Genomic DNA, 25,834 nt, shown 5'->3' with positions numbered 1-25,834 from the left:
CGCGCTGCGTATCGTGCTTTGCCGTGTCAGTGGATGCGCATTATAGGGAGTTCCGCCGAGAGCGCAAGGGATTATTTGAACTTTTTTACCAAGTGGTGATAATTCAAACTATACGTTCAAAAATAATGCAAAAACCCCTAGGAATTGGCTTTCCTAGGGGTTAATAAGTATCAAATAACTATTGCTGGGCAGTAATTACGCCGTCTACCACACCTAATTTAATAGTCGCACCCGGTAAAAGTTTCCCTGAAAGAATCTGTTGAGCTAGTGGGTTTTCAATCTCTTGCTGTATAGCACGCTTCAATGGACGCGCACCATAGATAGGATCGAAACCAACTTCACCTAACAGTTTTAACGCCTCGTCAGAGATTTCAACCGAGTAACCGCGTTCCTCTAACCGTTTATAAAGACGTTGTAACTGAATATCAGCAATTTGTGTAATGTGCTCATGACTCAGTGGATGGAACACGACGACTTCATCGATACGGTTAATAAACTCAGGACGGAAATGATGACTCACCACTTCCATTACCACATCCTTCATTTCCCCATAGTTCAGATCCCCAAACTTGTCTTGAATTAAATCTGAACCTAAGTTTGACGTCATAATGATCACCGTATTACGAAAATCTACGGTACGACCTTGCCCGTCGGTGAGTCGACCATCATCAAGAACCTGTAGCAGTATATTAAAGACATCAGGGTGAGCTTTCTCGACCTCATCGAGTAAGATGACAGAGTAAGGCCGTCTGCGCACAGCTTCTGTTAAGTACCCACCTTCTTCATAACCAACATATCCCGGAGGTGCACCCACCAATCTTGATACAGAATGTTTTTCCATAAATTCAGACATATCGATGCGGACCATTGCCTCATCACTGTCAAAAAGGAAATCGGCAAGGGATTTACAAAGTTCTGTTTTACCGACTCCAGTAGGTCCTAAAAATAAGAATGACCCAACAGGACGATTAGGGTCGGCTAATCCTGCTCGGCTACGACGTATCGCGTTAGCGACTGCATCGACTGCCTCATCTTGGCCTATTACGCGTTGATGTAATGTCTCTTCCATCCGTAGAAGTTTTTCTCTTTCGCCTTCCATCATGCGAGCGACCGGGATACCGGTCCAACGGGCCAGCACATCGGCGATTTCCACATCAGTGACACGGTTACGCAACATCTTCATTTCTTGGTTTTCAGACTGCGTGGCCTGCGCCAGTTGTTTTTCTAGCTCAGGAATTCGGCCATACTGTAATTCAGACATCTGACCGAGATCACCATTACGTCGCGCTTGTTCTAAACTGATTCGCGCCTGTTCAATTTCTGCTTTGATATGTTGGGTACCGGTAAGTGAGGCTTTTTCTGCCTTCCACTCTTCTTCCAACTCTGCATAACTTTGCTCTTTTTGTGTTAGCTCTGCTTCAAGCATCGCTAAGCGCTTAACGCTCGCTTCATCAGTTTCCTTTTTTAATGCCTGCTGCTCTAACTTCAATTGAATAATCCTACGTTCCAACCGATCTAGAGGTTCAGGTTTAGAATCGATCTGCATGCGGATGCTAGAGGCAGCCTCATCGATTAAATCAATGGCTTTATCCGGTAGCTGACGATCAGCAATATAACGATGTGAAAGTTGTGCGGCCGCTACAATAGCTGGATCAGTGATTTGCACATGGTGATGCAATTCGTAACGTTCTTTCAGTCCACGTAAGATAGCAATAGTGTCTTCAACACTAGGTTCTGCCACCAGCACTTTTTGGAATCGACGCTCAAGTGCCGCATCTTTTTCTATATATTGACGGTATTCGTCCAATGTCGTCGCACCGACACAATGTAACTCACCGCGGGCTAAGGCAGGCTTAAGCATATTCCCGGCATCCATTGCACCATCGGCTTTACCTGCTCCAACCATGGTATGGATTTCGTCGATAAAGAGAATGACATTACCATCCTGTTTCGATAAATCATTGAGAACCGCTTTAAGACGCTCTTCAAATTCACCCCGAAACTTGGCACCGGCCACCAGCGCTCCCATATCTAAGGCTAAGACACGGCGACCTTTAAGGCCTTCTGGGACTTCGCCATTAATAATACGTTGCGCTAAGCCTTCAACGATCGCAGTTTTACCTACCCCCGGTTCACCGATTAACACCGGGTTATTTTTGGTACGACGTTGAAGCACTTGGATAGTACGTCTAATTTCTTCATCACGACCAATAACGGGGTCGAGTTTACCTGACTCAGCACGTTCGGTCAGATCAATGGTATATTTTTTAAGTGCTTGGCGTTGGTCTTCTGCCCCTTGGTCGTTCACACCCTCTCCTCCACGAAGTTGTTCAATCGCTTTTGTTAATTTCTCACTCGTTATACCGGCAGACTTTAATAACTCACTCACCACGCCGCGTGACTCAAACGCCGCTAAGAGAAATAATTCTGACGAAATATAAGTATCGTTACGCTTTTGTGCCAACTTGTCACACAGGTTTAATACTCGGATTAATTCCGCTGAAGGTTGAACGTCACCTTCATTACCTTCAACTTTTGCGAGCCGAGATAAAGACTGCGATAACTGTGCTTGAAGTTGGTTTATCTCTACGCCACAACTCACGAGTAAAGGACGAATCGCCCCCCCTTCTTGCGCCAGTAATGCAGAAAAGAGGTGAGTGGGTTCAATGAATTGATTATCGTTACCCAATGCTAACGATTGCGCATCAGCAAGGGCTTGTTGAAATTTATTAGTAAGACGATCTAGACGCATAATTCCTCCACAAAGGTCAACATGCTAATGACTATAAGATGGAGGTAATTATGAATTTTTCAAGAGAAGGGAAACTAAAATTGCTGATTTTTTAATCTCAGCAAATTCAGCGTACATCGTTAGTCTTCTAGCCAGATAAGCGTTGCCATACGACCTGTCTTACCATCTCGACGATATGAAAAGAAATGCGCGTCTTCTGAAAACGTACAACGCCGGGATTGACTGATAGCAGTCACCCCTGCACGCTGTAAGCGTAACTCAGCTAGTTGGGCTAAATCGGCCAAAAATTTGTTCCCTTGCGGAATGAAACATTGTGCCGCCTGAGCATCAGACTGAATAAATGCCTCTCTCACCTCAGGGCCGACTTCAAAAGCATTAGGACCAATCGCAGGACCTATCCATGCAATAATCTCTTTTGAGTGATCATCAAAGGTAGCAAGCGTATTTTCGAGGACTCCATCACAAAGGCCTCGCCATCCAGCATGCGCCGCAGCAACCTGAGTGCCTTGACGGTTACAAAATAAAACCGGTAAACAATCGGCGGTCATCACGACACAGACTTTGCCAACAGCACGAGTATAGCTTGCGTCAGCATCAACAATTTCACCATTGGCACCATTAACCTCAACGACCCGGTTACTATGTACTTGGTTGAGCCAATAGGGAGGATGAGGCAGATCTGCAATAGTGATCAGTCTGTTACGATTACTATTCACAGCATCACTATCATCCCCGACATGGGTACCTAAATTAAAACTGTGCCAAGGTGCGTCACTGACACCGCCAATACGCGTTGTAGAGACAGCTCGTACAGATTGAGGCACACTCCAATTAGGGATAATTAATGATGAACTCATAGCCAGTCCATTTGATCACGGTGCAAAGCGGTATCCGCTTTCAATGCATCGATTAACTCAACCATATCGTTCGGCAATGGGGCATGCCATTCCATTTGAATTCCCGTAATCGGGTGATAAAGTCTGAGCATTGTGGCATGCAGCGCTTGGCGATCGAAGCCACGCAGCGCTTGAATAAATTCGTCACTTGATCCCTTAGGTGGACGAGGACGACCACCGTAAAGAGGATCACCCACTAACGAGTGGCCAATATGTGCCATATGAACACGAATTTGGTGCGTTCTTCCTGTCTCCAATCTCAACCTAAGGCGTGTATGGGCTCGGAAATGTTCCATGATACGATAGTGCGTCACTGCCGGTTTACCCATTGGATGAACAGCCATATGCGTACGCTTAGTGGAATGTCGGGATATCGCCTCATCAACGGTTCCCCCAGCAGTCATAGTACCAATCGCTACTGCTTCATATTCCCGCGTCACTTCTCTACGTTGCAGGCAGTCAACTAAATGCGTTTGCGCAGGAACGCTCTTAGCAACCACCATTAATCCTGTGGTATCTTTATCGAGGCGGTGTACAATACCGGCACGCGGAACATCAGCAATAGCCGGATAATGGTAAAGTAGTGCGTTGAGGATGGTTTGATCAGGATTTCCCGCACCAGGATGCACGACAAAATCGCGCGGCTTATTGATCACCAAAATATCATCGTCTTCGTAAACGATATCAAGAGGAATATTTTGCGGCTCCCAGCGCGCTTCTTCTTCGATTTCGGCGCTGATAACTATTTTCTCGCCACCCAAGACTTTTTCTTTGGGTTTATCGGCAACTGACCCATTAATGGTCACTCTGCCCTGTAAAATCCATTCTTTTATACGAGAACGTGAATAATCAGGGAACAATTCAGCCAAAGACTGATCTAAGCGTTGTCCCAATTGTTCTAGGGAGATGGTTGCAGCGAGTTCTACTTGTTGTGCCATATAAGGTTCTTCGTTAACGTTGGGTTTTTCCGGCAAAGCCGTTTAAGATAATGTGCTATCTTAGCTGATAAACAATGGAAGCCACATAAAAATGCTTCCAATAAACTTTTGAGGATAATCAATTCGTCATGATGCGTATGAAATATCTTGTGGCTCTCGCCACGCTTAGCTTAGCTCTGGTTGGATGTTCTGGATCTAAAGATGTCGTTCCCGATAATCCTCCTTCGCAGATTTATGCTACAGCTCAGCAAAAACTGCAAGATGGGAACTTTAGAGGCGCCATCAGCCAGTTAGAAGCACTGGACAACCGTTATCCTTTTGGTCCGTATTCGCAACAGGTACAGCTTGATCTGATCTATGCCTATTACAAGAATGACGATATGCCAATGGCACAAGCAACCATTTCACGCTTTATGCGTTTAAATCCTACCCACCCTAACATCGATTACGTAATGTATATGCAAGGGTTAACGGATATGGCACTTGACCAATCTGCGCTACAGCACTTCTTCGGAATTGATCGTTCGGATCGCGATCCATCAAACGCGCGCCAAGCCTTTAAAGATTTTTCACAATTGGTACAAAGCTATCCGAACAGCCAATATACGCCAGATGCACAAAAACGTTTAGTGGCGCTAAAGGATCGTTTATCAACGTATCAATTATCTGTCGTTAAATTCTACACTAAACGTGGGGCTTATGTCGCGGTTGTTAATCGTGCAAAAGAGATGTTGAGCGATTATCCAGATACAGATGCGACCCGCCAAGCACTTCCTTATATGAAAAATGCTTATCGCCAACTCCAACTGAATACAGAAGCGGATAAAGTGGCCAAGCTAATTGCGGCTAATAAGACTCGATAAGCCACAATCATGCGAAAAAGCCAGTCACTCATCCTGACTGGTTTTTTTATAAATAGAGAAAAGGGATACATTTTCGAGATTCGCTCGATGTTATCTATGAGCCCTGCACAACTATGTGCCAAATTCAGCCCACATCGCTTCATTATATCCCCCACGAAATATCATCATCAGTCACTTTATCGAAGTGTTGAAGCTAACTTATCGCAAATCCAGTGATTGGAGGAGCAATATGCCCTTTTCAAATATTCACTTATCGGGCTTCACACAAAGAATGAATAACGTCATAGCAGCGTGAACGATTTTTCCCAGATGACACGGTAGCTCTAGTTCCTACATAATTGTTTCAACAAAGAAAGGTGAAAAACACTGTGCCTTTTCCTTTTAAGAGCGATTCTAAAATGAAAATCATATGACAATAATGTGATGAAGATCACATTATTGTGCGGTGTAGTCGGTATTCTGAAGGCAGGTACCATGGCAATGACGAAGAGAGGTAAAATGATGATCAACATCACCAGCAAGCAAATGGATATTACCCCAGCAATCCGTAGTCATATTGAAGAGCGCTTTGCCAAGTTAGAAAAATGGCAAGCTCAGCTAATTAATCCCCACGTGGTACTCTCGAAAGAGCCAAAAGAATTTGTTGCCGATGCAACGCTCAACACCCCCAACGGTACACTGGTTGCTAGTGCTAAGCATGATGATATGTATGTTGCCGTTAACGAGCTTATTTCAAAATTAGAACGCCAACTAAATAAGGTTCAACATAAAGCTGAAGCTCGACGAGCAATGGGGAGTGTTAAAGATATCATTCCTGCAGAATCCTAATTTCAAGGCGCACCTTAGGGTGCGCTGTTTTTAGGTTGACGATATGCGCTGCAAACGATACTCTCTAGGTTAACTTCATCGAGAAATTTACTTATGTTACTCAATCTGTTCTTCTTTTCATTTTTTTTTAGCTCCCCCACACCGGGAAGCCGTTTCGACTAGAATGAATGCAAAGACGAACAAAAGGCCTCCCTCTGGGAGGCTTTTTTTTTGAAAAAATAAAAAAGAAAAGGATAGGACATGCAACCATATGCTTCGCTTGACAAACTGCGACACGATATCAGTGATATAGATAGCCGCTTGCTTACCCTACTGGCGAAGCGCCGCGAACTGGCTATCGCCGTTGGCAATTACAAGCTAGAAACCCAGCGTCCGGTAAGAGATGTGACTCGTGAAAAACAACTTATCGAAAAACTGATTGAACAGGGTAAGACGCTCTCTCTCGATAGCCACTACATCACTCGTCTTTTTCAATTAGTTATTGAAGATTCAGTGCTTATTCAACAAGCCCTACTCCAAAAAGCACTCAATGACTCTCAACAACACGCTGTACGCGTAGCTTTTTTAGGGCCCAAAGGCTCATATTCACATCTTGCGGCGCGCAGCTATGCTTCCCGTCACTTTGAACAAATGATCGAGGTAGGATGTAGTAAATTCCAAGATATTGTTGATCAAGTAGAAAAGGGGTTAGCGGAATATGCGGTATTACCGCTGGAAAATACGAGCTCAGGCTCAATCAACGATGTTTATGATCTTCTGCAAAATACCGGATTATACATCGTTGGCGAAATGACATTACCCATCAACCACTGCCTACTGGTTTCACAAGAGACTTCCCTTTCCGCCATAACTACTGTTTATAGCCATCCTCAACCTTTCCAACAATGCAGCCATTACCTCAACCACTATCCTCACTGGCAAATTAAGTATACTGAGAGTACTGCGGCAGCAATGGAAATGGTTGCCAGCTTAAATGATCCGGCTATAGCTGCGCTAGGTAGCGAAGCTGGTGGGCAACTCTATCAACTCCAAGCCATTGATCGGCAATTGGCAAATCAATCGCAAAACATCACACGCTTTATTATCTTGGCTCGTAAACCAATACAAGTTTCCAAACAAGTTCCTGCGAAAACAACACTGTTGATGGCTACAGGTCAACAAGCTGGTGCATTAGTCGATGCATTGCTGATTTTAAGGCAGCATGACATTGTGATGACTAAATTAGAGTCTCGACCCATTCATGGCAACCCTTGGGAAGAGATGTTCTACATTGATGTGCAAGCGAATAGCAATGAGCCTGCAATGCAAGCAGCCCTGCAACAATTAACTGAACTTACTCGATACTTAAAAGTATTAGGATGCTATCCGAGTGAAACGGTCGCGGCTGTAATCGCTTAGTAAAAAGCACCACTTGGTAGAGTGGTGCTAATGTTTCTTTGGCTACTTACGGTTATCGTTCGCGGAACGAAGCAGAGAGCGACTTTCTGCCATAAAAGTACCGGCATAGTCACCGAACCACGTTTGTACAGCTGAAAAACTGTTGATAAACGATGCTTTATCTCCACGTTCTAGCTGCTCAAGCGCTTCACCAAATCGTGTATAATATCGTTTAATCAGCGCAATATTATTCGGTGATGACATAATAATATCAGCATACAATTGGGGATCTTGTGCGAATAATCGTCCAACCATTGCTAACTCTAGTCGGTAAATAGGAGAAGATAAGGCTAGTAGCTGTTTAAGATCAACATTCTCTTCTGAGAGATGTAATCCGTAAGCGAAGGTTGCAAAATGTCTAAGTGCCTGAATAAAAGCCATATTATTATCATGCTCATCTGCACTCACAGCCTGTAAGCGAGCTCCCCACACCGCGATTTGTTGTAAAAACCATTGGTATGCTTCAGGATAACGGCCATCACACCATACCACGACCTGTTTCGCTAAACTGCCGCTATCAGGACCGAACATCGGATGTAATCCCAGTACCGGACCGCTATGTACCGCCATCATCGCCTCTAATGGTGCTTTCTTAACTGAACATAAGTCGACCAAAATGCAGTCTTCAGGTAATGGAGGCAGCTGTCGAATAACTTGTTCTGTAAGATGAATAGGTACGCTGATAATGACCATTCCGGCATCGCTGACGAGTGAAGCGGCATCTTGCCACTCCTCTTTATCAAGAATACGGACTTGATAACCAGAAAGTAGTAACATGCGCTCGAATAAGCGCCCCATTTTGCCTTTGCCACCAACAATCACAATAGGCCGCAGAGTTGGATTCAGCGTCTTAAATCCCTTTTCATTCTCACTCGTGTAAGACTCTCGCATAACACGGCGCAGGATATCTTCAATTAAATCTCCAGGTAACCCAGCGGCTTCCGCTTCAACCCGTCGAGAGGCCAGCATTGAGGCTTCACGCTCTGGCACATAAATAGGGAGACCATGCTGGCTCTTTACCTCTCCCACCTCGGCAACGAGTTTCATCCGTTGTGCAAGTAAAGCCAGCAATGCTTTATCTGTTTCGTCGATTTTATCACGCAGTGCATTTAGTTCTGCAACCATTGATCTTTTTACCCTTCCACTGTACTTGACGCCATAATATCATTCATCGCATAAGCAAGTTTCTTTAATAATTGCTCTGTCGTCGGCCAATTGATACAGGCATCTGTCACTGATACACCGTATTGCATATCGCAGCGCGGCAGATCCGAGGATTGGCTACCTTCAAATAAGTGACTTTCTAGCATAATTCCCGTAATTGAGCGATTACCCGCTTGTAGCTGCTCAAGTACACTTTCTGCTACCACAGTTTGGCGGCGATAATCTTTATTCGAGTTACCGTGGCTACAATCGATCATCAACGAAGGGCGAAGGCCAGCTTTGATCATTTCAGACTCACACTGCGCGATATCTTCAGGGTGGTAGTTGGGTAATTTGCCACCGCGTAAGATAACATGACCATCAGCATTACCTTGTGTCTGGAGTAAACATACTTGGCCTTGCTGATTGATTCCCACAAAACGATGAGGCATGGATGCTGCGCGCATCGCATTGATTGCCGTTCCTAAACTGCCATCCGTACCATTTTTAAAACCGACTGGCATAGAAAGGCCGGATGCCATTTCACGGTGGGTTTGAGACTCGGTTGTCCTTGCACCAATTGCTGACCAACTGAATAGATCACCTAAAAATTGAGGTGAATTAGGATCTAGCGCTTCGGTCGCAAGGGGAATGCCCATGGATACTAAATCAACGAGCAATTGACGTGCGACTTTTAATCCCTGTTCAATATCGAAAGAGCCATCCATATGCGGATCATTAATTAATCCTTTCCAACCTACTGTCGTGCGCGGTTTTTCAAAATAGACACGCATAACTAAATAGAGCGAGTCACTCACTTCTTCCGCTAAGGCTTTATAGCGAGCCGCGTACTCTAAAGCCGCTTGCGGATCATGAATAGAGCAAGGGCCACAAACTACCAATAAACGAGGGTCTTTACCCGCAATAATATTAGCAATCGTTTGACGGGATGCTTTAATTTGCTGTTGTTGGGAGACCGTTAATGGAAACATCTTTTTGAGTTCGGCAGGTGTGATCATTACCGTTTCATCCGTGATATGAATATCGTTTAAGGCATCTTTTTGCATGACATTACCTAGATTAAAATTAGGGGGTCGTGACGACCAATAGCCATACAATAACACAAAGAGTAAACAATACAATCCATTCCAGAATATACCGTAAATTTTAATTTACATAATAGTGAATTACTCTCTTAATAACCTTAATCTGTAAATTAATAATTACAAAAAAAGGGAATGACAATTAAAAACCCGAGATCATCTCGGGTAATTATTAATGATTAAGAATCAGCGAGGTTATGACGCCGGTTGCAACAGCAATTAAGACATAATTACCATCAATATTTGCCCAACGATGCCCAGGAGGAGGAGCTCCTAGTCCACATCCATGCCAATCATTAACCCAATAACGGTCTTGATAATAGCGCTGCGGGTAACGTCCACCAGGCCTGAAATGATGGCCACCATAGACGAAGTCAGGTTGCCCTTGATAATGATGAGGGGGTGGGCGACGATCGAAACCTCGATCATCGCCCCGCCACTGATGATGCTCTTGCCAGTGAGGGCCTGGAGGGCCTGGAAAACCGGGTCCACCAGGTTGGTCATGATAATCATGGGCGTAAACCATGCTCATCGGAGTAAGGGCCAATACAATCAATGCAAACACTTGAGATTTTTTACACATAGCTTCTCATACCCACTAAAAAGAGAAAGGAATTATGCGTAAAACGTTATCGGTAACCATCAAGATTAATCTTGATTGATCGTAATACCGCTTTGCCAGCCGTATTATCAGACCCTTCCTTAATCGCGTAAGGTATTTTGTCCCCAACAAATCCACTTATAGGTGGTTAACGCTTCGAGTCCCATTGGACCTCTAGCGTGCAACTTTTGGGTACTGACCGCCACTTCAGCACCTAACCCAAATTGCCCACCATCGGTGAAACGTGTACTGGCATTGACATAGACGGCAGCAGAATCAACCTGATCGACAAATACTTGGGCATGGTGATAATTTTCAGTCAAAATACCATCAGAATGCTGGGTGCCGTATTCACGAATATGTTCAACCGCTTCAACGAGACTCTCTACAGCTTTGACGTTAAGGTCGAGGGATAGCCATTCATCACGATAAGCAGCGTCAGTGACTGGTGCGTACTCCCTCCCTGAGAAAGCTGGATGAGATAATAGCGCCGAGTCAACATGCAGAGTGATCCCCTCTTGCTCCATACGTGCGATAAAATCAGGTAAAAAGGCCGTAAGCTGTGCTTGGTGAATTAAAAGTGTTTCGAGTGAATTACAAGCACTCGGACGCTGTTTTTTTGCATTCACCACGACATTAATCGCCTGTTCTGTGTTCATCATCTCATCAATATAAAGATGACAAACGCCAATCCCCCCCGTAATAACCGGAATGGTGGACTGTTCACGACAAAGTTTATGTAATCCCGCACCACCCCGAGGAATTAGCATATCCACATACTTATCGAGTTTTAATAATTGACTCACCCACTGACGGTCTGGATCCTCTATTGCTTGCACTGCCTCAATTGGCAATCCTTGCTGTACCAATGCTTGCTGAATCACACTAACGGTTTGTGCATTGGTACGGAAAGTTTCTTTTCCACCCCGCAGAATCGCCGCATTGCCGGTTTTTAAGCACAATGTTGCCACATCAATAGTCACATTAGGGCGGGCTTCATAAATAATCGCGACAACCCCTAATGGTACACGACGGCGTTCTATCTTCAGTCCGCTATCCAGCTGACCGCCGTCAACGACTTGACCAATAGGATCACTCAGTTGGCAGACTTTACGTACATCGTTCGCAATATCAGCCAAACGCTCAACGGTAAGTGTCAGGCGATCGATTAAGGCAGCGGACAGTTGCTGTTCAAGAGCATCAGCGACATCTAACTGATTTGCCTGTAAAATATCAGCCGCTTTTTCATCCAATTTATCGGCAATAGCCATCAACAACTGATTTTTTTGCTGTGCCGTCAATGAGGCGAGTTGGTAAGCAGCCGCTTTCGCTTTCTGCCCCATAAGTTCTAGATTCATTTTGAATTATCCTACGATCATATCATCACGATGTACGGCAACAGCACCATACTCATAGCCTAAAATTTCACTGATTGTTTGGCTATGCTTCCCGGCAATCATCCGTAACGCATCACTGTTGTAACGTGAAACGCCGTGGGCAATATCATTACCTTGATCGTCACGGATGGCAATGACTTCTCCGCGAGAGAAATTACCAATCACCTCGGTAATGCCCTTTGGTAGTAATGAGCTTCCTCGCTCAAGTAATGCAGTCAATGCCCCGGCATCAATGATCGCGGATCCTGCTGGCGGTGCGCCAAAAATCCAATGTTTCCGACTTTCAAGGCGATGCTCTTGAGCATGAAATAATGTGCCCATTTTCTCACCTTCCAACAGTTTATTAATAACAATTGGTTGATCGCCGGGTGCGATAATCACATCGATACCGGCACGACACGCGACTTCTGCAGCCTGTAGTTTTGTCGCCATTCCTCCCGTACCTAATCCCGATACACTGCCGCCGGCCATCATTTTTAAAGCATCATCAATCTGGTAGACGTCGCTAATGAGCGTAGCATTTGGGTCATGGCGAGGATCTGCGGTAAAGAGCCCTTGTTGATCAGTCAAAAGTAAGAGTTTGTCAGCATCGGAGAGAATAGCAGCTAATGCCGAGAGGTTATCGTTATCGCCCACTTTAATTTCTGCCGTAGCCACGGCATCATTTTCATTGATCACAGGAACAATACGTTGCTCCAATAGCGCATGCAACATATCACGAGCATTAAGGAAACGTTCTCTATCTTCCATATCAGCACGGGTGATCAGCATTTGCCCAATGTGGATACCATAAATAGCAAATAGCTGTTCCCACAACTGGATCAATCGACATTGACCCACTGCAGCAAGTAATTGCTTGGACGCAATGGTGGGGGGCAGTTCAGGGTAATTAAGATGCTCACGGCCTGCAGCGATAGCACCCGAAGTCACGACAACAATACGGTGGCCTGCGGCCATCGCTTGAGCGCATTGGCGCACTATCTCAACCATTCTTGCACGATTCAATTGACGAGAACCGCCAGTAAGGACACTGGTTCCTAATTTGACCACTAAGGTCTGACTGCCACGCATATTACTTGCCACCTAGAAATTTAAATAAGTTTACTGTTGTATCAGGACAGCTAGAGCTTGCCAATAGCTATCCTTGTCCATCACACAACTTAATAAATAAAGTGGCAAACTTCGCTGATTAAAACGTCAAAGAGGGTTCAAAATCACTCGCAGGAATAAGAGGTGCATTTAACTCGTTCATTAATGCTTCAAGCCTTGGGAAGAACTTTTGTAAACTGGCTTCCGCTTCATGTCTGTCCGCATCGCGCTTGATTTCTACAGGTACCCATTGGCCGGACTTATCGTAAAGACCAAAATCGAAGCGATAATCAAAGTGTGTTTCTTGAGCATCCAAAACGAGCCACCAGCCCCAAAACTCTCTTTTTTCAGGTGCAGGTTTGATATTGGTACAAACGGCCAAGCAATCAAAGAAAAATCGTTGACCGTGGCATTGATCCTCACGTAAGTAAGGCCCTAACTCATTAAACTTTACGATATAACGGCCTCTGAAGTGGCCTCCTGGCAATACCATCTGACTACACCCCTATCACCGAAATTGGTTATGGACTTCATTTTTAGCAGACTTATCATTGAAATGAAAATGATAAAAAAAACAGCACCAATAAGTGGTGCTGCTGTTTTTTTCAAATCAATTCTTAACTAATGGTGGAATAAAGGTAATTCCCATATCCCAAGGTTGTTCAATCCACGTGTCTTGCGGGATGTCGACGACGTAATCATCGACTAATGGACGGCCTGCAGGCTTAGCAAAAATAGTGACGAAGCGCGCTTTGTGGTACATATCACGGACAACTTTCGCTGTACCCCCTGTATCCACGAGATCATCGATAACAATAAACCCTTCGCCATCACCTTCAGCGCGCTTCAAAATTTTCATTTCACGTTGATGATCATGGTCATAACTTGAGATACATACAGTGTCAACATGGCGGATACCCAGTTCACGCGCCAGTAATGCAGCCGGTACTAAACCGCCACGGCTCACTGCAATGATGCCTTTCCACTGTTCAACTGGCAGTAATTTCTCAGCCAACTGGCGGGCGTGGATTTGCAACATATCCCAAGTAACTACGTATTTTTGACTCATAATAATCAGGCTCCGACCAATCAGATTGGTCTGGTGAATGGACAAACGAAAAAAGTTTGCGCGTGATTATAAGGATAAGATTAGATAAAAACTAGGGCTGACGCGGAGTTTGACTTTTTTTAGGGTTAAATCACTGCTGGATAGCGAACAATGGTATGCTTTCACGACCACTGAACGCCGCTAAACGGCAGAAAATAGTACTTCGCCTTTTACTGTCATAGGAGACTCATTGTGTCTGAACTGTCTCAATTATCCCCACAACCTTTATGGGATTTCTTTGCGAAAATCTGTTCTATTCCACACCCTTCTTACCATGAAGAGGCCTTAGCGACCTTTATTGTTAACTGGGCTTCATCACAACAGCTATGGTGCGAACGAGATACAACCGGAAATATTTTGATCCGTAAACCCGCCACACCGGGTATGGAAAATCGTAAACCCGTTGCATTACAAGCTCACCTAGACATGGTTCCACAAAAGAATAATGCGACTGAGCATGATTTTGCGCGTGATCCGATTCAACCTTGGGTAGATGGTGAATGGCTTAAAGCACGGGGAACCACACTGGGAGCCGATAACGGTATCGGTATGGCCTCGGCCCTTGCAGTGTTGGCCGATGAGAGCGTCGAACATGGTCCACTCGAAGTTTTACTGACCATGACGGAAGAAGCCGGTATGGAAGGTGCTTTCGGGTTACAACCTAACTGGCTACAGGCTGAAATTCTTATCAATACCGATTCGGAAGAAGAAGGCGAAGTCTACATGGGCTGCGCGGGCGGAATTGATTTCTTATCAGAATTACCCATTCAGCGCGAAGCTATACCGGCAAACGCTCATACCTACGAAATCAGTATAAAAGGATTACGAGGCGGACACTCTGGCGCCGATATTCATCTAGGTTTAGGTAATGCAACAAAATTACTGGCCCGTTTCTTCGCAGAATATGGCACGCAGCTTGAACTGAGTCTACTTGATTTTAAAGGTGGCAACTTACGTAATGCTATTCCACGTGAAGCCAGCGCGATAGTCGCCGTTTCTCACGAAAAAGAAGCCTTACTGCAACAAGTGCTGGGCGATTATTTGTCTATTTTACAAAATGAGGTCGCACCGAAAGATAAACAAGTGACCTTAGAGGCAAAACCTGCTGCGTATTCAGGCCTAGCGCTAACAGCAGATAGTCGCGACCGTTTTATAAACCTTCTTAACGTAACGCCTAACGGTGTTATACGTAATTCTGATGTGGCACAAGGGGTCGTTGAAACCTCATTAAACATCGGTATCGTGGTGCTCGAAGATGAACAGGCAAAGATTTTTTGCTTGATTCGTTCATTGATTGATAGCGGTAAAGCGTACGTAGTTTCAATGCTTCATTCACTTGGGGCACTAGCGGGAGCCAAAACCGAAGCCTCTGGTAGCTACCCTGGATGGCAACCCGATGCCAACTCCGCAATTATGGGGTTGACGAGAGAAATCTATCTTAAATTATTTGGAAAAAAACCCTCTATTCAGGTAATTCATGCTGGTCTTGAATGCGGACTATTCCGCAAACCTTATCCCCATTTAGATATGGTATCTATTGGACCCACCATTACCGGCCCTCACTCACCCGATGAACAAGTTCATATTGGTAGCGTAGCGCTCTATTGGCAGTTATTAACGGCATTGTTAAAAGCCATTCCGACAAAATAAGGCCAAAAGCTAGGCGCCTTAGCGCCTAGCTTCACTGCAAGATATACCGAGGTAATCTATGATCTCTCGCCGTGCTCTGTCGTTTGCCTTAATTAGCTTTTTGCCATTATCAAGCCAAGCACTTCCTAATACTCACTTACTCTGGCCTGCAACAAGTGATAACGTTCGTCCAGGACCGGTAGCCTTATACAATAGACATGGTTCAGTGATAGGCGTTAATGCCCCCTTTTTAACTCTCTATACACCAGAACACTTTAATGGCAAGACAGTATTGATTGCCGCAGGAGGCGGATACAGAAGAATAGAGCAAAATAAGGAAGCGATCCCTACTGCGCATTTACTGGCTCAGCATGGCTTTCGCGTTTACGTTCTCACCTATCGTCTCCCAAATGAACACTGGCCTGAAGGTAAAAATGTCGCAATCGATGACGTTCATCAAGCCTTAAAAATTATTATGCCAACGAATCCCCATCTTTCGGTACTCGGCTACTCCGCGGGAGCTCATTTATTAGCTTTAGCCATCAATCGTACACTTATCGCCTCACCTATAACTGAAAACAAGCCTCGGCTTGAGGGAATGGCATTGATTTATCCGATCGTGACGGTAGAGGCGCCTTACAACCATAGTGCAACGCATCGAGTACTCGTTGGCCCTCTAGCTAATCTGCAAGAAGAAAAAAAATGGTCAGTACAGCATTATATTAATGACTGTTCACCGCCACTTTTCGTCATTGAAAGTGATGATGATCCGATTGCTCCACCGATTAATGGCCAGCTTCTGCTTACTGCTGCTAAACAGCATCATGTACCAATAACCTTGATTCGGTATAAAACAGGCGGGCATGGTTTTGGTTTAGGGCGAGTAGGTACTGCCGAATCGGCATGGCCGAAGCATTATTTATCCTGGCTCAACCAACTCTCGGCTCATAGAGCCAAAGGAAGTTGACGTTCAGCATGCGGGTCGACTAAGTGAATATGTAATCCAATTAACCTCACTGAGCGTCCACGGCGACGCTGTTCCCAAAGCTGCAGAGCCGTGTCGATAAAATCTTGTTTAGTTAATTCAGACCACATATGTTCCTGTGTCGTCTGTTGAAAATCAGAAAACTTAAATTTCACACCCTGGCGTGCAATACGCCGATCAGAACGGACTTGTTGCAGCCGACGTTCTAGTTCCTGATAGAGTTTTTCTATCACCACCAGACACTGCGACCAGTGAACTATGTCTTGTTCTAAGGTGGTTTCGACGCCGATAGATTTACGTTGCCGATCGCCATCGACCTCCCGGCTATCGATACCCTGACTTCGTTCCCATAAGCTACGACCAAACTTACCAAATTTTTTTAATAAAAAACTTAATTCTATTTTTTGAACATCCGCACAGGTGTACAAACCAAGATCGGCTAATTTTCGCGAGGAGACTTCACCGACACCTGGGATGTTAGTAAGAGGTAATGTCTGTAAAAAAGAATCAACCCGATGTGGCGGGATAACATATATTCCATCAGGCTTATTGATTTCCGAGGCTATCTTGGCTAGAAACTTGATCGGAGCAACCCCGGCCGAGGCCGTTAGGCCTGTTTCATCGAAAATCGTACGACGAATCTCTTCAGCAATCAGTGTGGCTGACCCCTTGCATCGTTGGCATTCCGTGACATCAAGGTAAGCCTCATCAAGAGAGAGTGGTTCAACTTTTAGCGTATAACGTTTAAATATAAGCTGGATCTGCGCCGAGACCTGCTTATAGGCATCAAATCGACCTGGCAGTAAAATGAGCTGCGGACATAGTTTAAGCGCAGTCGCGGTAGGCATTGCACTTTTGACACCATAGCGACGCGCGGGATAATTGGCTGTACTAATAACGCCCCGCCGCTCTCGACTTCCGCCAATCGCAATCGGTATATCTCGTAAAGCAGGATTGTCTCGCATCTCAACTGCTGCATAAAAACAATCCATATCAACATGAATAATTTTTCGCATCGATACTCTCCTGAACCAATATCCATGCACTGTATAAATAACCAGTTCAGAATGCAAGTTTCAGATTTTCTTGCTATCAATGACGAAAAATATATCGAGTCGAATGTTAACAATATTTTCTCATTTTTTTTAGCAAAAAAAAGCCCTATGAAGGCTTGATTAAACCGAGAACAGTGATAATGTTGCGCGGGTAAACCGATCTACTGCAAGCGCCGTCTAACTGCCTTGCAGACCGTCCTCATGATTGTCATCAAGGTACACCTAGCATGCGTATTTTCGCACTTGTTTTTGCGATATTGTTTTCCTGTAGCGCGTTTTCAGAAAATGTTGTTCCACTCTCGAATGCTCTACAAGCTCCAGTTAGTAACCAGCTAAAAACCGAGCTTCTCGGCTCGCCGGTATTTATTCAAATATTTAAGTCAGAGCGAGTACTCGAACTTTACGCAAAAGTAGGCAATCAATTCCGCTTACTCGACCGTTTTTCTATTTGTAAATTTTCAGGTGGCCTTGGCCCTAAGCGTACGGAAGGGGATTTTAAAAGCCCAGAAGGCTTCTACACCATCGGTGCTTCGCAGCTACATCCAGATAGCCACTATTATCGAGCGATTAACCTCGGTTTTCCTAATCAATATGACCGAGACAATGGCTATCATGGAAACTACCTGATGATTCATGGTGACTGTGTTTCTATTGGTTGTTATGCGATGACTAATAGCGGCATAGCGCAGATTTTCAACTATGTCACCGCCGCCTTCCATAACGGACAATCCCAAATTGAGGTGAACATCTATCCGTTCCGAATGACGGATGACAACATGCGTCTTTATGCGGGGTCACAGTACATCAATTTCTGGAAACAACTCAAACCGGGCTATGATTATTTCGAGAAATACAAACTTCCCCCAACGGTAATAGTGACGAATAATCAATATATCGTTAATGGTCAAAGCAATGGAACGGTTGCCCCAAAAGATAATCTTTTCCGAGCAACGTCACCAAGCGCATCAAAAACGTTTCTGGCCTTCACCCAAACAGAATAGCTTCCACTCACCTGGCATAATTTTATGCCAGGTTTCATTACCGGTCAGCGGCTGTGTTGCCACGACAGTCACCACATCATTTGCCGTTGTCTGCTGAAGAAAATCGACTTCAACGTCTTGATCAATTAAAGTCGCCTTGCCAAAAGGTGCACGACGCGTAATCCAGTGCAGATGTGTAGAACAATAAGCCATCAAATAACGGCCATCTGAGAGAAGCATATTAAAGACGCCAAGCGCTCTGAGCTCATCAGCAAGCTCAGCGATATACCGGAAAACAGGTGTCCAATTTTTAGGAGTATTTGGGAAGCGCTGAGAGAGATTGTGTAAAATCCAACAGAAAGCTCGTTCGCTATCGGTTTCCCCCACAGGACGATACTGCCCGGTATTGAGCGATCGATATCCCTTAAGCTGTCCATTATGAGCATAGGTCCAATGACGTCCCCAAAGCTCACGGGTAAAAGGGTGCGTGTTCTCGAGTGCGACTTTACCGCGATTGGCTTGGCGAATATGAGCAATAACCGAATGAGATTTGATAGGATATTCTTGAACCAAACGGGCAATAGGCGATTCAAAGCTCGGCAAAGGATCTTTGAACGTACGACACCCTTTTCCCTCATAAAAAGTGATCCCCCAACCATCTTTATGGGGGCCAGTCCCGCCACCACGCTGGACTAATCCTGAAAAACTAAAACAAATATCAGTAGGGACATTTGCGCTCATCCCAAGCAGCTCACACATGCAGATAACCTCGATAACAGAGTATCAGTCACTTAACGCCGATACCTATCAATCAATAACATGCTCTGCGTCATGCTGCAACTGGGTAAAGCGCTCTTCAGAAATAACAAAAACAGCTATTCTGAAATCCGCTGCATCTCTTTCTCAATTAACAAAATCAAGATGTGAATAATTTTAATATGAATTTCTTGAATACGATCCGCATAGCCAAAATGCGGCACACGAATTTCAACATCAGCAGTACCTGCCATTTTGCCCCCGTCCTTACCCGTTAAGGTAATTACTTTCATTCCCTTGAGGCGAGCAGCACTGACCGCACGAATAATATTTGCGGAGTTGCCTGAAGTAGAAATACCGAGTAGCACATCACCTGATTGGCCGACTGCTTCAATAAACCTTGAAAAAACATACTCATAACCAAAATCATTGCTGACACAAGATAAATGACTCACATCTGAGATAGCAATAGCCGGATAACCAGGCCGATCTTCGCGATAGCGTCCAGTGAGCTCTTCTGCAAAATGCATCGCATCACAATGAGAACCGCCATTACCACAAGACAATACCTTTCCACCCTGTTTAAAACTTGTAGCGAGTAGCACAGCGGCTTGCTGGATTGCATGAAGGTTGGCGTCTTGGCTGAGGAATTGTTCGAGGGTTTTGGCTGCCTCATTCAACTCATCTCGGATAAGATCTTGGTACATATTAAATCCCTTGTGGAATACGCAAAAATACAGGTGCCAAGTGTAGCCCATTCGTTTTTCAGTGCAATATGACAGCAAAGATTAAGTCATGTTTCTTTGTGCCAGCGCTCCCAAATTCACTAAAAGATAAATGAAAAAAATATATTTAGACATCCAAACGTCTACATTGCCAAATACTTAAGCCATGTTTATAGTGGTGAACATATGTTCTTAAGATGGTATAGAGGCGACGAATGACTGAATCTACACTGGTTTTAGAGAGTAAGCTCCCAACGTTAGGAACCACTATTTTTACTACGATGAGCGCCCTCGCCCAGAAAGTGGGTGCGATTAATCTTTCACAAGGCTTTCCCGATTTTAGTGGCCCGGAATATCTGCAGCAACGCTTAGCTTACCATGTTCAGCAAGGGGCTAACCAATATGCACCAATGTCAGGCATTCCCGCGCTTCGCGAAGCAATTAGTAAAAAAATTAACCGTTGCTACAATAGCCATGTCGATCCTGAAACTGAAATTACCGTGACGGCAGGAGCAACCGAAGCCTTATTTTCTGTGATTACCGCGCTGGTTAGAGCAGGTGACGAAGTCATCTGCTTTGAGCCAAGCTATGACAGCTACGCCCCAGCTGTTGAGCTCGCGGGTGGAACAATGAAGCATGTACGCCTAACACCTCCTGACTTCTCGCCCAACTGGTCAGAATTCTCAGCACTCATCACCGATAAAACCCGCTTAGTGATCCTCAATACGCCACACAACCCTACGGCTAGCGTTTGGCAGAAAAAAGACTTTGAGGCTTTATGGCAAGCCATTGCCGATAAACCAATATTGGTGCTCAGTGATGAAGTTTATGAACATATCTGCTTTGAGCAAGCTGGGCATTATAGCCTCTTACAACATCCTGAACTGCGTGCTAGAGGTATTGCCGTTTCCTCTTTCGGGAAAACCTATCACATGACGGGATGGAAAGTGGGGTATTGTGTTGCCCCTCCGGCATTGACCACAGAAATTCGGAAAATTCACCAGTATCTCACTTTTTCCGTGCACACCCCCTCTCAACTTGCTATTGCTGATATGCTGAATCAGGTTCCAGAACACGATCAGGAACTCCCCAGTTTCTATCAGCAACGCCGCGATTTTTTTATCAACGCGCTACAATCGAGCCGCTTTACCCTCCTCCCCTGTCAAGGTACCTATTTTCTCCTGCTCGACTACTCGGCAATCTCAACAATGAATGATGTTGATTTTTGTATTTATTTAACAGAAAAGATAGGTGTGGCCGCAATTCCCCTCTCCGTATTCTGCAAAGAAACCTTCCCGCATCACCTGATTCGAGTTTGTTTTGCTAAGGAGGAAGCCACCTTACGGGCGGCAGCGGAGAAATTATGTCAACTCTAAGCGTCAGTGTATTACAGCAGCCAATTATCTGGATGGATGGCGAAGCGAATCTTCGCCATTTTGCTGAAAAGATTGCTCAAGCACCCACTAGTGATCTTATTGTCTTACCCGAAATGTTTACAACGGGCTTTGCCATGCAAGCCGCTACTAACTCTCTTAGCGAAAGGCGGGTGATCGATTGGTTGCTAGAGCAAGCGACCCTCCACCAAGCCGCTGTGTGTGGCAGTGCCGCAATAGCGCTGGAGAACGCGGCGGTAAATCGTTTTTACTTCGTTACCCCCGAAGGAGACATTCACTACTACGATAAGCGTCACCTATTTCGGATGGCTAATGAACATCATTACTACCAGTCCGGTGACAGCAGACAAATTATTACTTGGCGGGAATGGCGTATTTTGCCACAAATCTGCTATGACCTACGTTTCCCGGTATTTTCGCGCAATAGTGGCAATGACTATGACCTTATCCTTTACGTTGCGAGTTGGCCTGCTGCCAGGGCTCATCACTGGCAGGCCTTGTTATTAGCAAGGGCAATTGAAAACCAAAGTTGGGTCATTGGCTGCAACCGAGTGGGTAGTGACGATAATGGATTAAGCTACCGGGGTGATAGCCAAATTATTTCACCGCAAGGCGAGGTAATTGTGAACGGTGCAGCCGAACAAGCCGTTATTCTGTCTGCAAAAATAGACCTACAATGCGTTACAGCGTACCGCCATGCGTTTCCCGCATGGCAAGATGCTGATAGCTTTACGTTAACTTCCCCGATAGGTTGACCAAGAGTTCGGGGTAATTAAATAAGGCAGGTGAAAATGCTCGCCGGTATGAGTAATCACAAAATCAATCTGTGCCGTTAAATATAATGATGGGCGATTACTCTGTGCAAAATACTCACCAATCTCCGCTGTCAGCCGATAGTGACCAGGCACAATCGGCTCTGGAGTCAGGGTTTTTAACCGACCATCGTTATCTGTTTTCCCCGTTGCTGTTTGTTGCCATCCATCGTTTATTAGTTGCTCAAGGGTAATGGTTACGTTACTCGCAGGCTTGCCTAATGCGGTATCCAGGATGTGGGTCGTGATCGTGCTCATTGAATGGCCTCTTGTAAACGTAATAGCGTAATTTCACGTAGCTGCTGTAAGGTCACAACAAGCTCCTCTGCATCGCTCAGGTGTAACCGCTGCTCTAATGCGGTAAGAATATCATGGGGTGAACGCCCTTTGGCTCTTATCAAAAATACACGCTGAAAACGCTGCTCATACTGTTGGTTACCCCGTCGAATAGCCTCTTTGCTCTGCTGATCCGCATCTTGGACAGCGGCCTGCTCCTGTCGTGATGCCTGAGCTTCAGAGGTCTCACCGACCGGTTTTTCGCCGATACGAGGGTGCGCTTTTAGTGCAGAGTTCAATGCCTCTTCATCCCACCCATCGGTTAAGCTCAGTGCTATTGACTGTAATTCTTCAATATCACGAAAAGGTCGACGGGCAACGAGTTGTTGTTGCCATGCTTCTATCGCAACACAATGGGCAATCGCCTGTAGTGCGCTAGTTTCATCACTGTCATTAAACTGCTTGAGAGAGAGCATAAGATTTTATTTCCGTGTCGGGTGCTGCGGTTAACTGTACTGCTTGCGTGAACGCTTGAATCCCCGCAGCAACATCACTCGCTGTTACCGCTTCTGCAGGATGATGGCTAATCCCTTTTTCACAACGCACGAAAATCATCCCAACTGGCCATTTCGCCGCTATCGCAATAGCATCATGACCTGCTCCGCTCGATAGCTGAGGAGCACTACCTTGTACCGCGGTAACCGCCTGAGTACATGCATCACGTAGTCGCTTATCACACGCTGTAGCTGGAATATGATAAAACTCCTCTGCGTTAAAGGTGATCCCTCGCTCAGCCGCGATCTGCTCTGCTTTTGCCAATAATTGTGCTAAAAGATCACGCAATGGCCCATCTTCAGGTCCGCGAATATCCAAACTTAGTGCTACGCTACCAGGGATCACATTAACTGCGCCGGGAGAACAACTGATTTGCCCAACCGTCGCCACCAATCCCCCACCAGCGGCTGCAGTCTCTTTTTCAATAGCGACCATCCAGTGTGCAGCGGCAGCCAAAGCATCTTGTCGTTGAGACATTGGTACTGTACCAGCATGACCCGCAAGGCCGATAAACTGACAATTTAAGCGATGCGCACCATTAATAGCCGTAACGACGCCTAACGGTAAGTCGGCCGCTTCTAGGCATGGCCCTTGTTCGATATGGAGTTCTAAATAAGCTGCAATTGATTCCGGCGATCGCGCCGCTTGATGCACCATTAACGGGTTTAAGCTTTGCGCAATCATTGCATCACGCACGCTGATTGAGCGATGATCCGTTTTTTCTAGCCAATCATCCGGCCACTGCCCGGTAATCCCTTTGCTTCCAAGCAGAGTAATACCAAAGCGTGTGCCTTCTTCATCTGCAAAACCAACGATTTCTATCGCATTCGCCAGTCGATGATGATGTTGATGCAGCCAACTGACGACTTCAATCGCGGTTAAAACACCCAGTGGGCCGTCATAACGGCCCGCATTACGCACCGAATCAAGATGCGATCCTAACAAAATCGCAGGGGCCCCTTCTGTCGCCGCTTCATAACGGCCACAAATGTTTCCCACCTCATCCTGCCATACCGACATTCCAGCCTCTTCCATCCATTGCTGAACTTGACGATTGGCTTGAAAATGCTGCTCTGAAAGGTAAACCCTAGTCAGTTCCCCCTCAGTCTCACTGAAGCTGGCAAGATGATCACAACGCTGCATGACTCGTTGCGCAGCGCTTGCCGCCATTGCGTGTGGAATAAGATTATGCATGAGTACCTGCCGCTTGATAATGATCCCAGGCCGCTTGCAATCCCGCACCTTGGACTGTGGTAAAGCCGACATGGTTTAGCACCGCTTCTAAAGCACTGAGAGTCTGCATAACACAGCTTTTACGCGCGTTATAACCCATAGTACCAATACGCCAGACCTTACCGTGTAATGGACCAAATGAAGTCCCAATTTCAATACCAAAATCATGGAGCATTAGGTGGCGTATTTCATCACCCACTACGCCTTGGGGAATATAGACGCCCAGAACGTTGTTCATCTTGTTTTTGATATCCCCGAATAACTCGAGCCCCATCGCTTGCACGCCTTTTAGCATGGCATCACCATGGAGTTTATGACGAGCAATTCCCGCCTCTAAGCCTTCTTCTAGGATCAGCCGTGCCGCTTCATACGCACCATATAAAGCACTGGTTGCCTCAGTATGGTGATTGAGTCGCTCCGGCCCCCAATAATCGAGGATCATCCCGAGATCGAAATAATTCGAGTAGATCATTTCCTCATCACCTTGCTGATGTTGAGCTGTACGGATCCCCTCTTCAATACATTTACGTTTGCGGATCACGTCAACAATCCGATCGCTTAATGTGATAGGCGAAGTACCAGAAGGACCACATAAACATTTTTGCATTCCGGCAGAAACTGCATCAATCCCCCATGCATCTGTGTCTAATCTATTCCCAGCTAAAGATGCTGTAGCATCGGTATAAAGCAACACACCATGACGATGACAAATTTCACCCAACTGTGCCAGCGGCTGCAACATAGTGGTAGAGGTATCCCCTTGCACCGTGAGTAATAAACGTGGTTTTACTTTCTTAATGGCATCTTCAATCTGATCGGCAGAAAACACTTCTCCCCAAGGGACTTCAATAGTATGAACTTCAGCACGGCAGCGGCGAGCAACTTCACAAAGTAAATGACCAAAGCGTCCAAAAACCGGTACCAGAACTTTATCTCCGGGACGAATAGTCGACACTAAAATGGATTCAATACCCGCACGAGAAGTCCCATCAATCAGTAATGTCCAAGTATTCTGGGTGTTAAAGACACCGCGGTATAACGCCATGACTTGATTCATATAGTCAGTCATCGCCGGATCATATTGTCCAACCAATTGGCTCGACATAGCACGTAACACACGAGGATCGGCATTAATTGGACCTGGGCCCATCAGTAAACGCGGAGGTGGATTAATTTGAGAGAAAGTAGAAATATCCATTGTCGAGTCCTTGGTGATTGAAACTAAAAATTCTTATATTTAGACACTGCAACTATTGTGCCAGACGGTATCCCGCTAAAT

At 45.4% G+C, this 25,834-nt stretch carries 25 protein-coding genes and 1 other annotated feature; of the genes, 8 read left to right on the top strand and 17 right to left on the bottom strand.

Annotation, left to right across the window (positions count from 1 at the left end):
• Positions 1 to 178 precede the first annotated feature (178 nt).
• From clpB to rluD, 3 genes are all read right to left on the bottom strand, one after another.
• The gene (gene clpB / locus HGT73_RS13710; protein WP_214215824.1) at positions 179 to 2,752 is read right to left on the bottom strand and encodes an ATP-dependent chaperone ClpB; all 2,574 of its coding nucleotides are present in this window, start codon (positions 2,750 to 2,752) and stop codon (positions 179 to 181) included.
• 119 nt (positions 2,753 to 2,871) lie between these two features.
• Positions 2,872 to 3,609, bottom strand: coding sequence for a purine nucleoside phosphorylase YfiH (gene yfiH / locus HGT73_RS13705; RefSeq protein ID WP_214215823.1), 738 nt, complete (start codon positions 3,607 to 3,609; stop codon positions 2,872 to 2,874).
• On the bottom strand, positions 3,606 to 4,586 hold the full coding sequence (gene rluD / locus HGT73_RS13700; protein ID WP_214215822.1) for a 23S rRNA pseudouridine(1911/1915/1917) synthase RluD: 981 nt from the start codon (positions 4,584 to 4,586) through the stop codon (positions 3,606 to 3,608). The genes yfiH and rluD overlap by 4 nt, the downstream gene beginning before the upstream one ends.
• A 128-nt stretch (positions 4,587 to 4,714) precedes the next feature.
• Here rluD and bamD point away from each other — a divergent pair, with 128 nt between their 5' ends.
• The 3 genes from bamD to pheA all read left to right on the top strand — a co-directional run bounded on the left by bamD (position 4,715) and on the right by pheA (position 7,675).
• Positions 4,715 to 5,449: an outer membrane protein assembly factor BamD gene (gene bamD, locus HGT73_RS13695; protein ID WP_214215821.1), complete on the top strand. Its 735-nt coding sequence runs from the start codon at positions 4,715 to 4,717 to the stop codon at positions 5,447 to 5,449.
• A gap of 498 nt (positions 5,450 to 5,947) precedes the next feature.
• Positions 5,948 to 6,277, top strand: a complete 330-nt coding sequence (gene raiA, locus HGT73_RS13690; protein WP_214215828.1) for a ribosome-associated translation inhibitor RaiA — start codon at positions 5,948 to 5,950, stop codon at positions 6,275 to 6,277.
• A gap of 92 nt (positions 6,278 to 6,369) precedes the next feature.
• Positions 6,370 to 6,489: a sequence feature (Phe leader region), on the top strand.
• Positions 6,490 to 6,517: 28 nt separating this feature from the next.
• Positions 6,518 to 7,675 carry a bifunctional chorismate mutase/prephenate dehydratase gene (pheA, locus tag HGT73_RS13685; protein WP_214215820.1) on the top strand — a complete coding sequence of 386 codons (1,158 nt, stop codon included), beginning with the start codon at positions 6,518 to 6,520 and terminating at the stop codon, positions 7,673 to 7,675.
• A 42-nt stretch (positions 7,676 to 7,717) separates the two neighbouring features.
• Here pheA and tyrA read toward each other — a convergent pair whose 3' ends face one another.
• The 7 genes from tyrA to gpt form a co-directional block, all read right to left on the bottom strand.
• Entirely contained in the window at positions 7,718 to 8,839 is a 1,122-nt protein-coding gene (tyrA, locus tag HGT73_RS13680) for a bifunctional chorismate mutase/prephenate dehydrogenase (protein ID WP_214215819.1), read from the bottom strand.
• Positions 8,840 to 8,847: 8 nt separating this feature from the next.
• Positions 8,848 to 9,924 carry a 3-deoxy-7-phosphoheptulonate synthase gene (locus HGT73_RS13675; RefSeq protein ID WP_214215818.1) on the bottom strand — a complete coding sequence of 359 codons (1,077 nt, stop codon included), beginning with the start codon at positions 9,922 to 9,924 and terminating at the stop codon, positions 8,848 to 8,850.
• Between the two features lie 208 nt (positions 9,925 to 10,132).
• Positions 10,133 to 10,543 (bottom strand): RcnB family protein, encoded by a 411-nt coding sequence (locus HGT73_RS13670; RefSeq protein WP_241609472.1) that lies wholly within the window; start codon positions 10,541 to 10,543, stop codon positions 10,133 to 10,135.
• 119 nt (positions 10,544 to 10,662) lie between these two features.
• Complete coding sequence (gene proA / locus HGT73_RS13665; RefSeq protein ID WP_214215817.1) at positions 10,663 to 11,919, bottom strand: glutamate-5-semialdehyde dehydrogenase; 1,257 nt, start codon at positions 11,917 to 11,919, stop codon at positions 10,663 to 10,665.
• 6 nt (positions 11,920 to 11,925) lie between these two features.
• Positions 11,926 to 13,029, bottom strand: coding sequence for a glutamate 5-kinase (proB, locus tag HGT73_RS13660; protein ID WP_214215816.1), 1,104 nt, complete (start codon positions 13,027 to 13,029; stop codon positions 11,926 to 11,928).
• A gap of 118 nt (positions 13,030 to 13,147) precedes the next feature.
• Complete coding sequence (gene crl, locus HGT73_RS13655; protein ID WP_214215815.1) at positions 13,148 to 13,540, bottom strand: sigma factor-binding protein Crl; 393 nt, start codon at positions 13,538 to 13,540, stop codon at positions 13,148 to 13,150.
• Positions 13,541 to 13,657: 117 nt separating this feature from the next.
• On the bottom strand, positions 13,658 to 14,116 hold the full coding sequence (gene gpt / locus HGT73_RS13650; RefSeq protein WP_214215814.1) for a xanthine phosphoribosyltransferase: 459 nt from the start codon (positions 14,114 to 14,116) through the stop codon (positions 13,658 to 13,660).
• Positions 14,117 to 14,347: 231 nt separating this feature from the next.
• On the opposite strand from gpt, the gene pepD reads away from it, so the two are divergent.
• Both pepD and HGT73_RS13640 read left to right on the top strand, forming a co-directional pair.
• On the top strand, positions 14,348 to 15,805 hold the full coding sequence (pepD, locus tag HGT73_RS13645) for a beta-Ala-His dipeptidase (RefSeq protein ID WP_214215813.1): 1,458 nt from the start codon (positions 14,348 to 14,350) through the stop codon (positions 15,803 to 15,805).
• 58 nt (positions 15,806 to 15,863) lie between these two features.
• On the top strand, positions 15,864 to 16,751 hold the full coding sequence (locus HGT73_RS13640; protein ID WP_214215812.1) for an alpha/beta hydrolase: 888 nt from the start codon (positions 15,864 to 15,866) through the stop codon (positions 16,749 to 16,751).
• On the opposite strand, the gene dinB is transcribed toward HGT73_RS13640, so the two are convergent.
• Entirely contained in the window at positions 16,730 to 17,785 is a 1,056-nt protein-coding gene (gene dinB / locus HGT73_RS13635) for a DNA polymerase IV (RefSeq protein ID WP_214215811.1), read from the bottom strand. The two genes, HGT73_RS13640 and dinB, sit on opposite strands and share 22 nt — an antisense overlap.
• Before the next feature lie 266 nt (positions 17,786 to 18,051).
• Between dinB and dpaA the strand changes: the two genes are divergently transcribed.
• Positions 18,052 to 18,825 carry a peptidoglycan meso-diaminopimelic acid protein amidase gene (gene dpaA, locus HGT73_RS13630; protein ID WP_214215810.1) on the top strand — a complete coding sequence of 258 codons (774 nt, stop codon included), beginning with the start codon at positions 18,052 to 18,054 and terminating at the stop codon, positions 18,823 to 18,825.
• On the opposite strand, the gene HGT73_RS13625 is transcribed toward dpaA, so the two are convergent.
• Positions 18,790 to 19,563 (bottom strand): class II glutamine amidotransferase, encoded by a 774-nt coding sequence (locus HGT73_RS13625; RefSeq protein ID WP_214215809.1) that lies wholly within the window; start codon positions 19,561 to 19,563, stop codon positions 18,790 to 18,792. The genes dpaA and HGT73_RS13625 overlap by 36 nt on opposite strands.
• A gap of 116 nt (positions 19,564 to 19,679) precedes the next feature.
• The gene (gene lpcA / locus HGT73_RS13620) at positions 19,680 to 20,267 is read right to left on the bottom strand and encodes a D-sedoheptulose 7-phosphate isomerase (RefSeq protein WP_214215808.1); all 588 of its coding nucleotides are present in this window, start codon (positions 20,265 to 20,267) and stop codon (positions 19,680 to 19,682) included.
• Between the two features lie 233 nt (positions 20,268 to 20,500).
• Between lpcA and HGT73_RS13615 the strand changes: the two genes are divergently transcribed.
• Entirely contained in the window at positions 20,501 to 21,661 is a 1,161-nt protein-coding gene (locus tag HGT73_RS13615) for a pyridoxal phosphate-dependent aminotransferase (protein ID WP_214215807.1), read from the top strand.
• Positions 21,649 to 22,434, top strand: coding sequence for an amidohydrolase (locus tag HGT73_RS13610; protein WP_214215806.1), 786 nt, complete (start codon positions 21,649 to 21,651; stop codon positions 22,432 to 22,434). The genes HGT73_RS13615 and HGT73_RS13610 overlap by 13 nt, the downstream gene beginning before the upstream one ends.
• Here the strand turns inward: HGT73_RS13610 and uraH are convergent.
• The 4 genes from uraH to HGT73_RS13590 are packed head-to-tail and all read right to left on the bottom strand — an operon-like array spanning position 22,414 to position 25,753.
• Positions 22,414 to 22,749: a hydroxyisourate hydrolase gene (gene uraH / locus HGT73_RS13605; protein ID WP_214215805.1), complete on the bottom strand. Its 336-nt coding sequence runs from the start codon at positions 22,747 to 22,749 to the stop codon at positions 22,414 to 22,416. The two genes, HGT73_RS13610 and uraH, sit on opposite strands and share 21 nt — an antisense overlap.
• Positions 22,746 to 23,243, bottom strand: coding sequence for a 2-oxo-4-hydroxy-4-carboxy-5-ureidoimidazoline decarboxylase (gene uraD, locus HGT73_RS13600; protein WP_214215804.1), 498 nt, complete (start codon positions 23,241 to 23,243; stop codon positions 22,746 to 22,748). The genes uraH and uraD overlap by 4 nt, the downstream gene beginning before the upstream one ends.
• Positions 23,221 to 24,516 carry an allantoate amidohydrolase gene (gene hpxK / locus HGT73_RS13595; protein WP_214215803.1) on the bottom strand — a complete coding sequence of 432 codons (1,296 nt, stop codon included), beginning with the start codon at positions 24,514 to 24,516 and terminating at the stop codon, positions 23,221 to 23,223. Before hpxK ends, uraD begins: the two co-directional genes overlap by 23 nt.
• Positions 24,509 to 25,753: a pyridoxal-phosphate-dependent aminotransferase family protein gene (locus HGT73_RS13590; RefSeq protein WP_214215802.1), complete on the bottom strand. Its 1,245-nt coding sequence runs from the start codon at positions 25,751 to 25,753 to the stop codon at positions 24,509 to 24,511. Before HGT73_RS13590 ends, hpxK begins: the two co-directional genes overlap by 8 nt.
• Positions 25,754 to 25,834 lie beyond the last annotated feature (81 nt).

This window comes from Rosenbergiella australiborealis (assembly GCF_018494035.1).
Lineage (GTDB): Bacteria > Pseudomonadota > Gammaproteobacteria > Enterobacterales > Enterobacteriaceae > Rosenbergiella > Rosenbergiella australiborealis.
The sequence above is the reverse complement of the archived record's forward strand: the minus strand, read 5'-3'. Positions and strand labels throughout refer to the sequence as shown.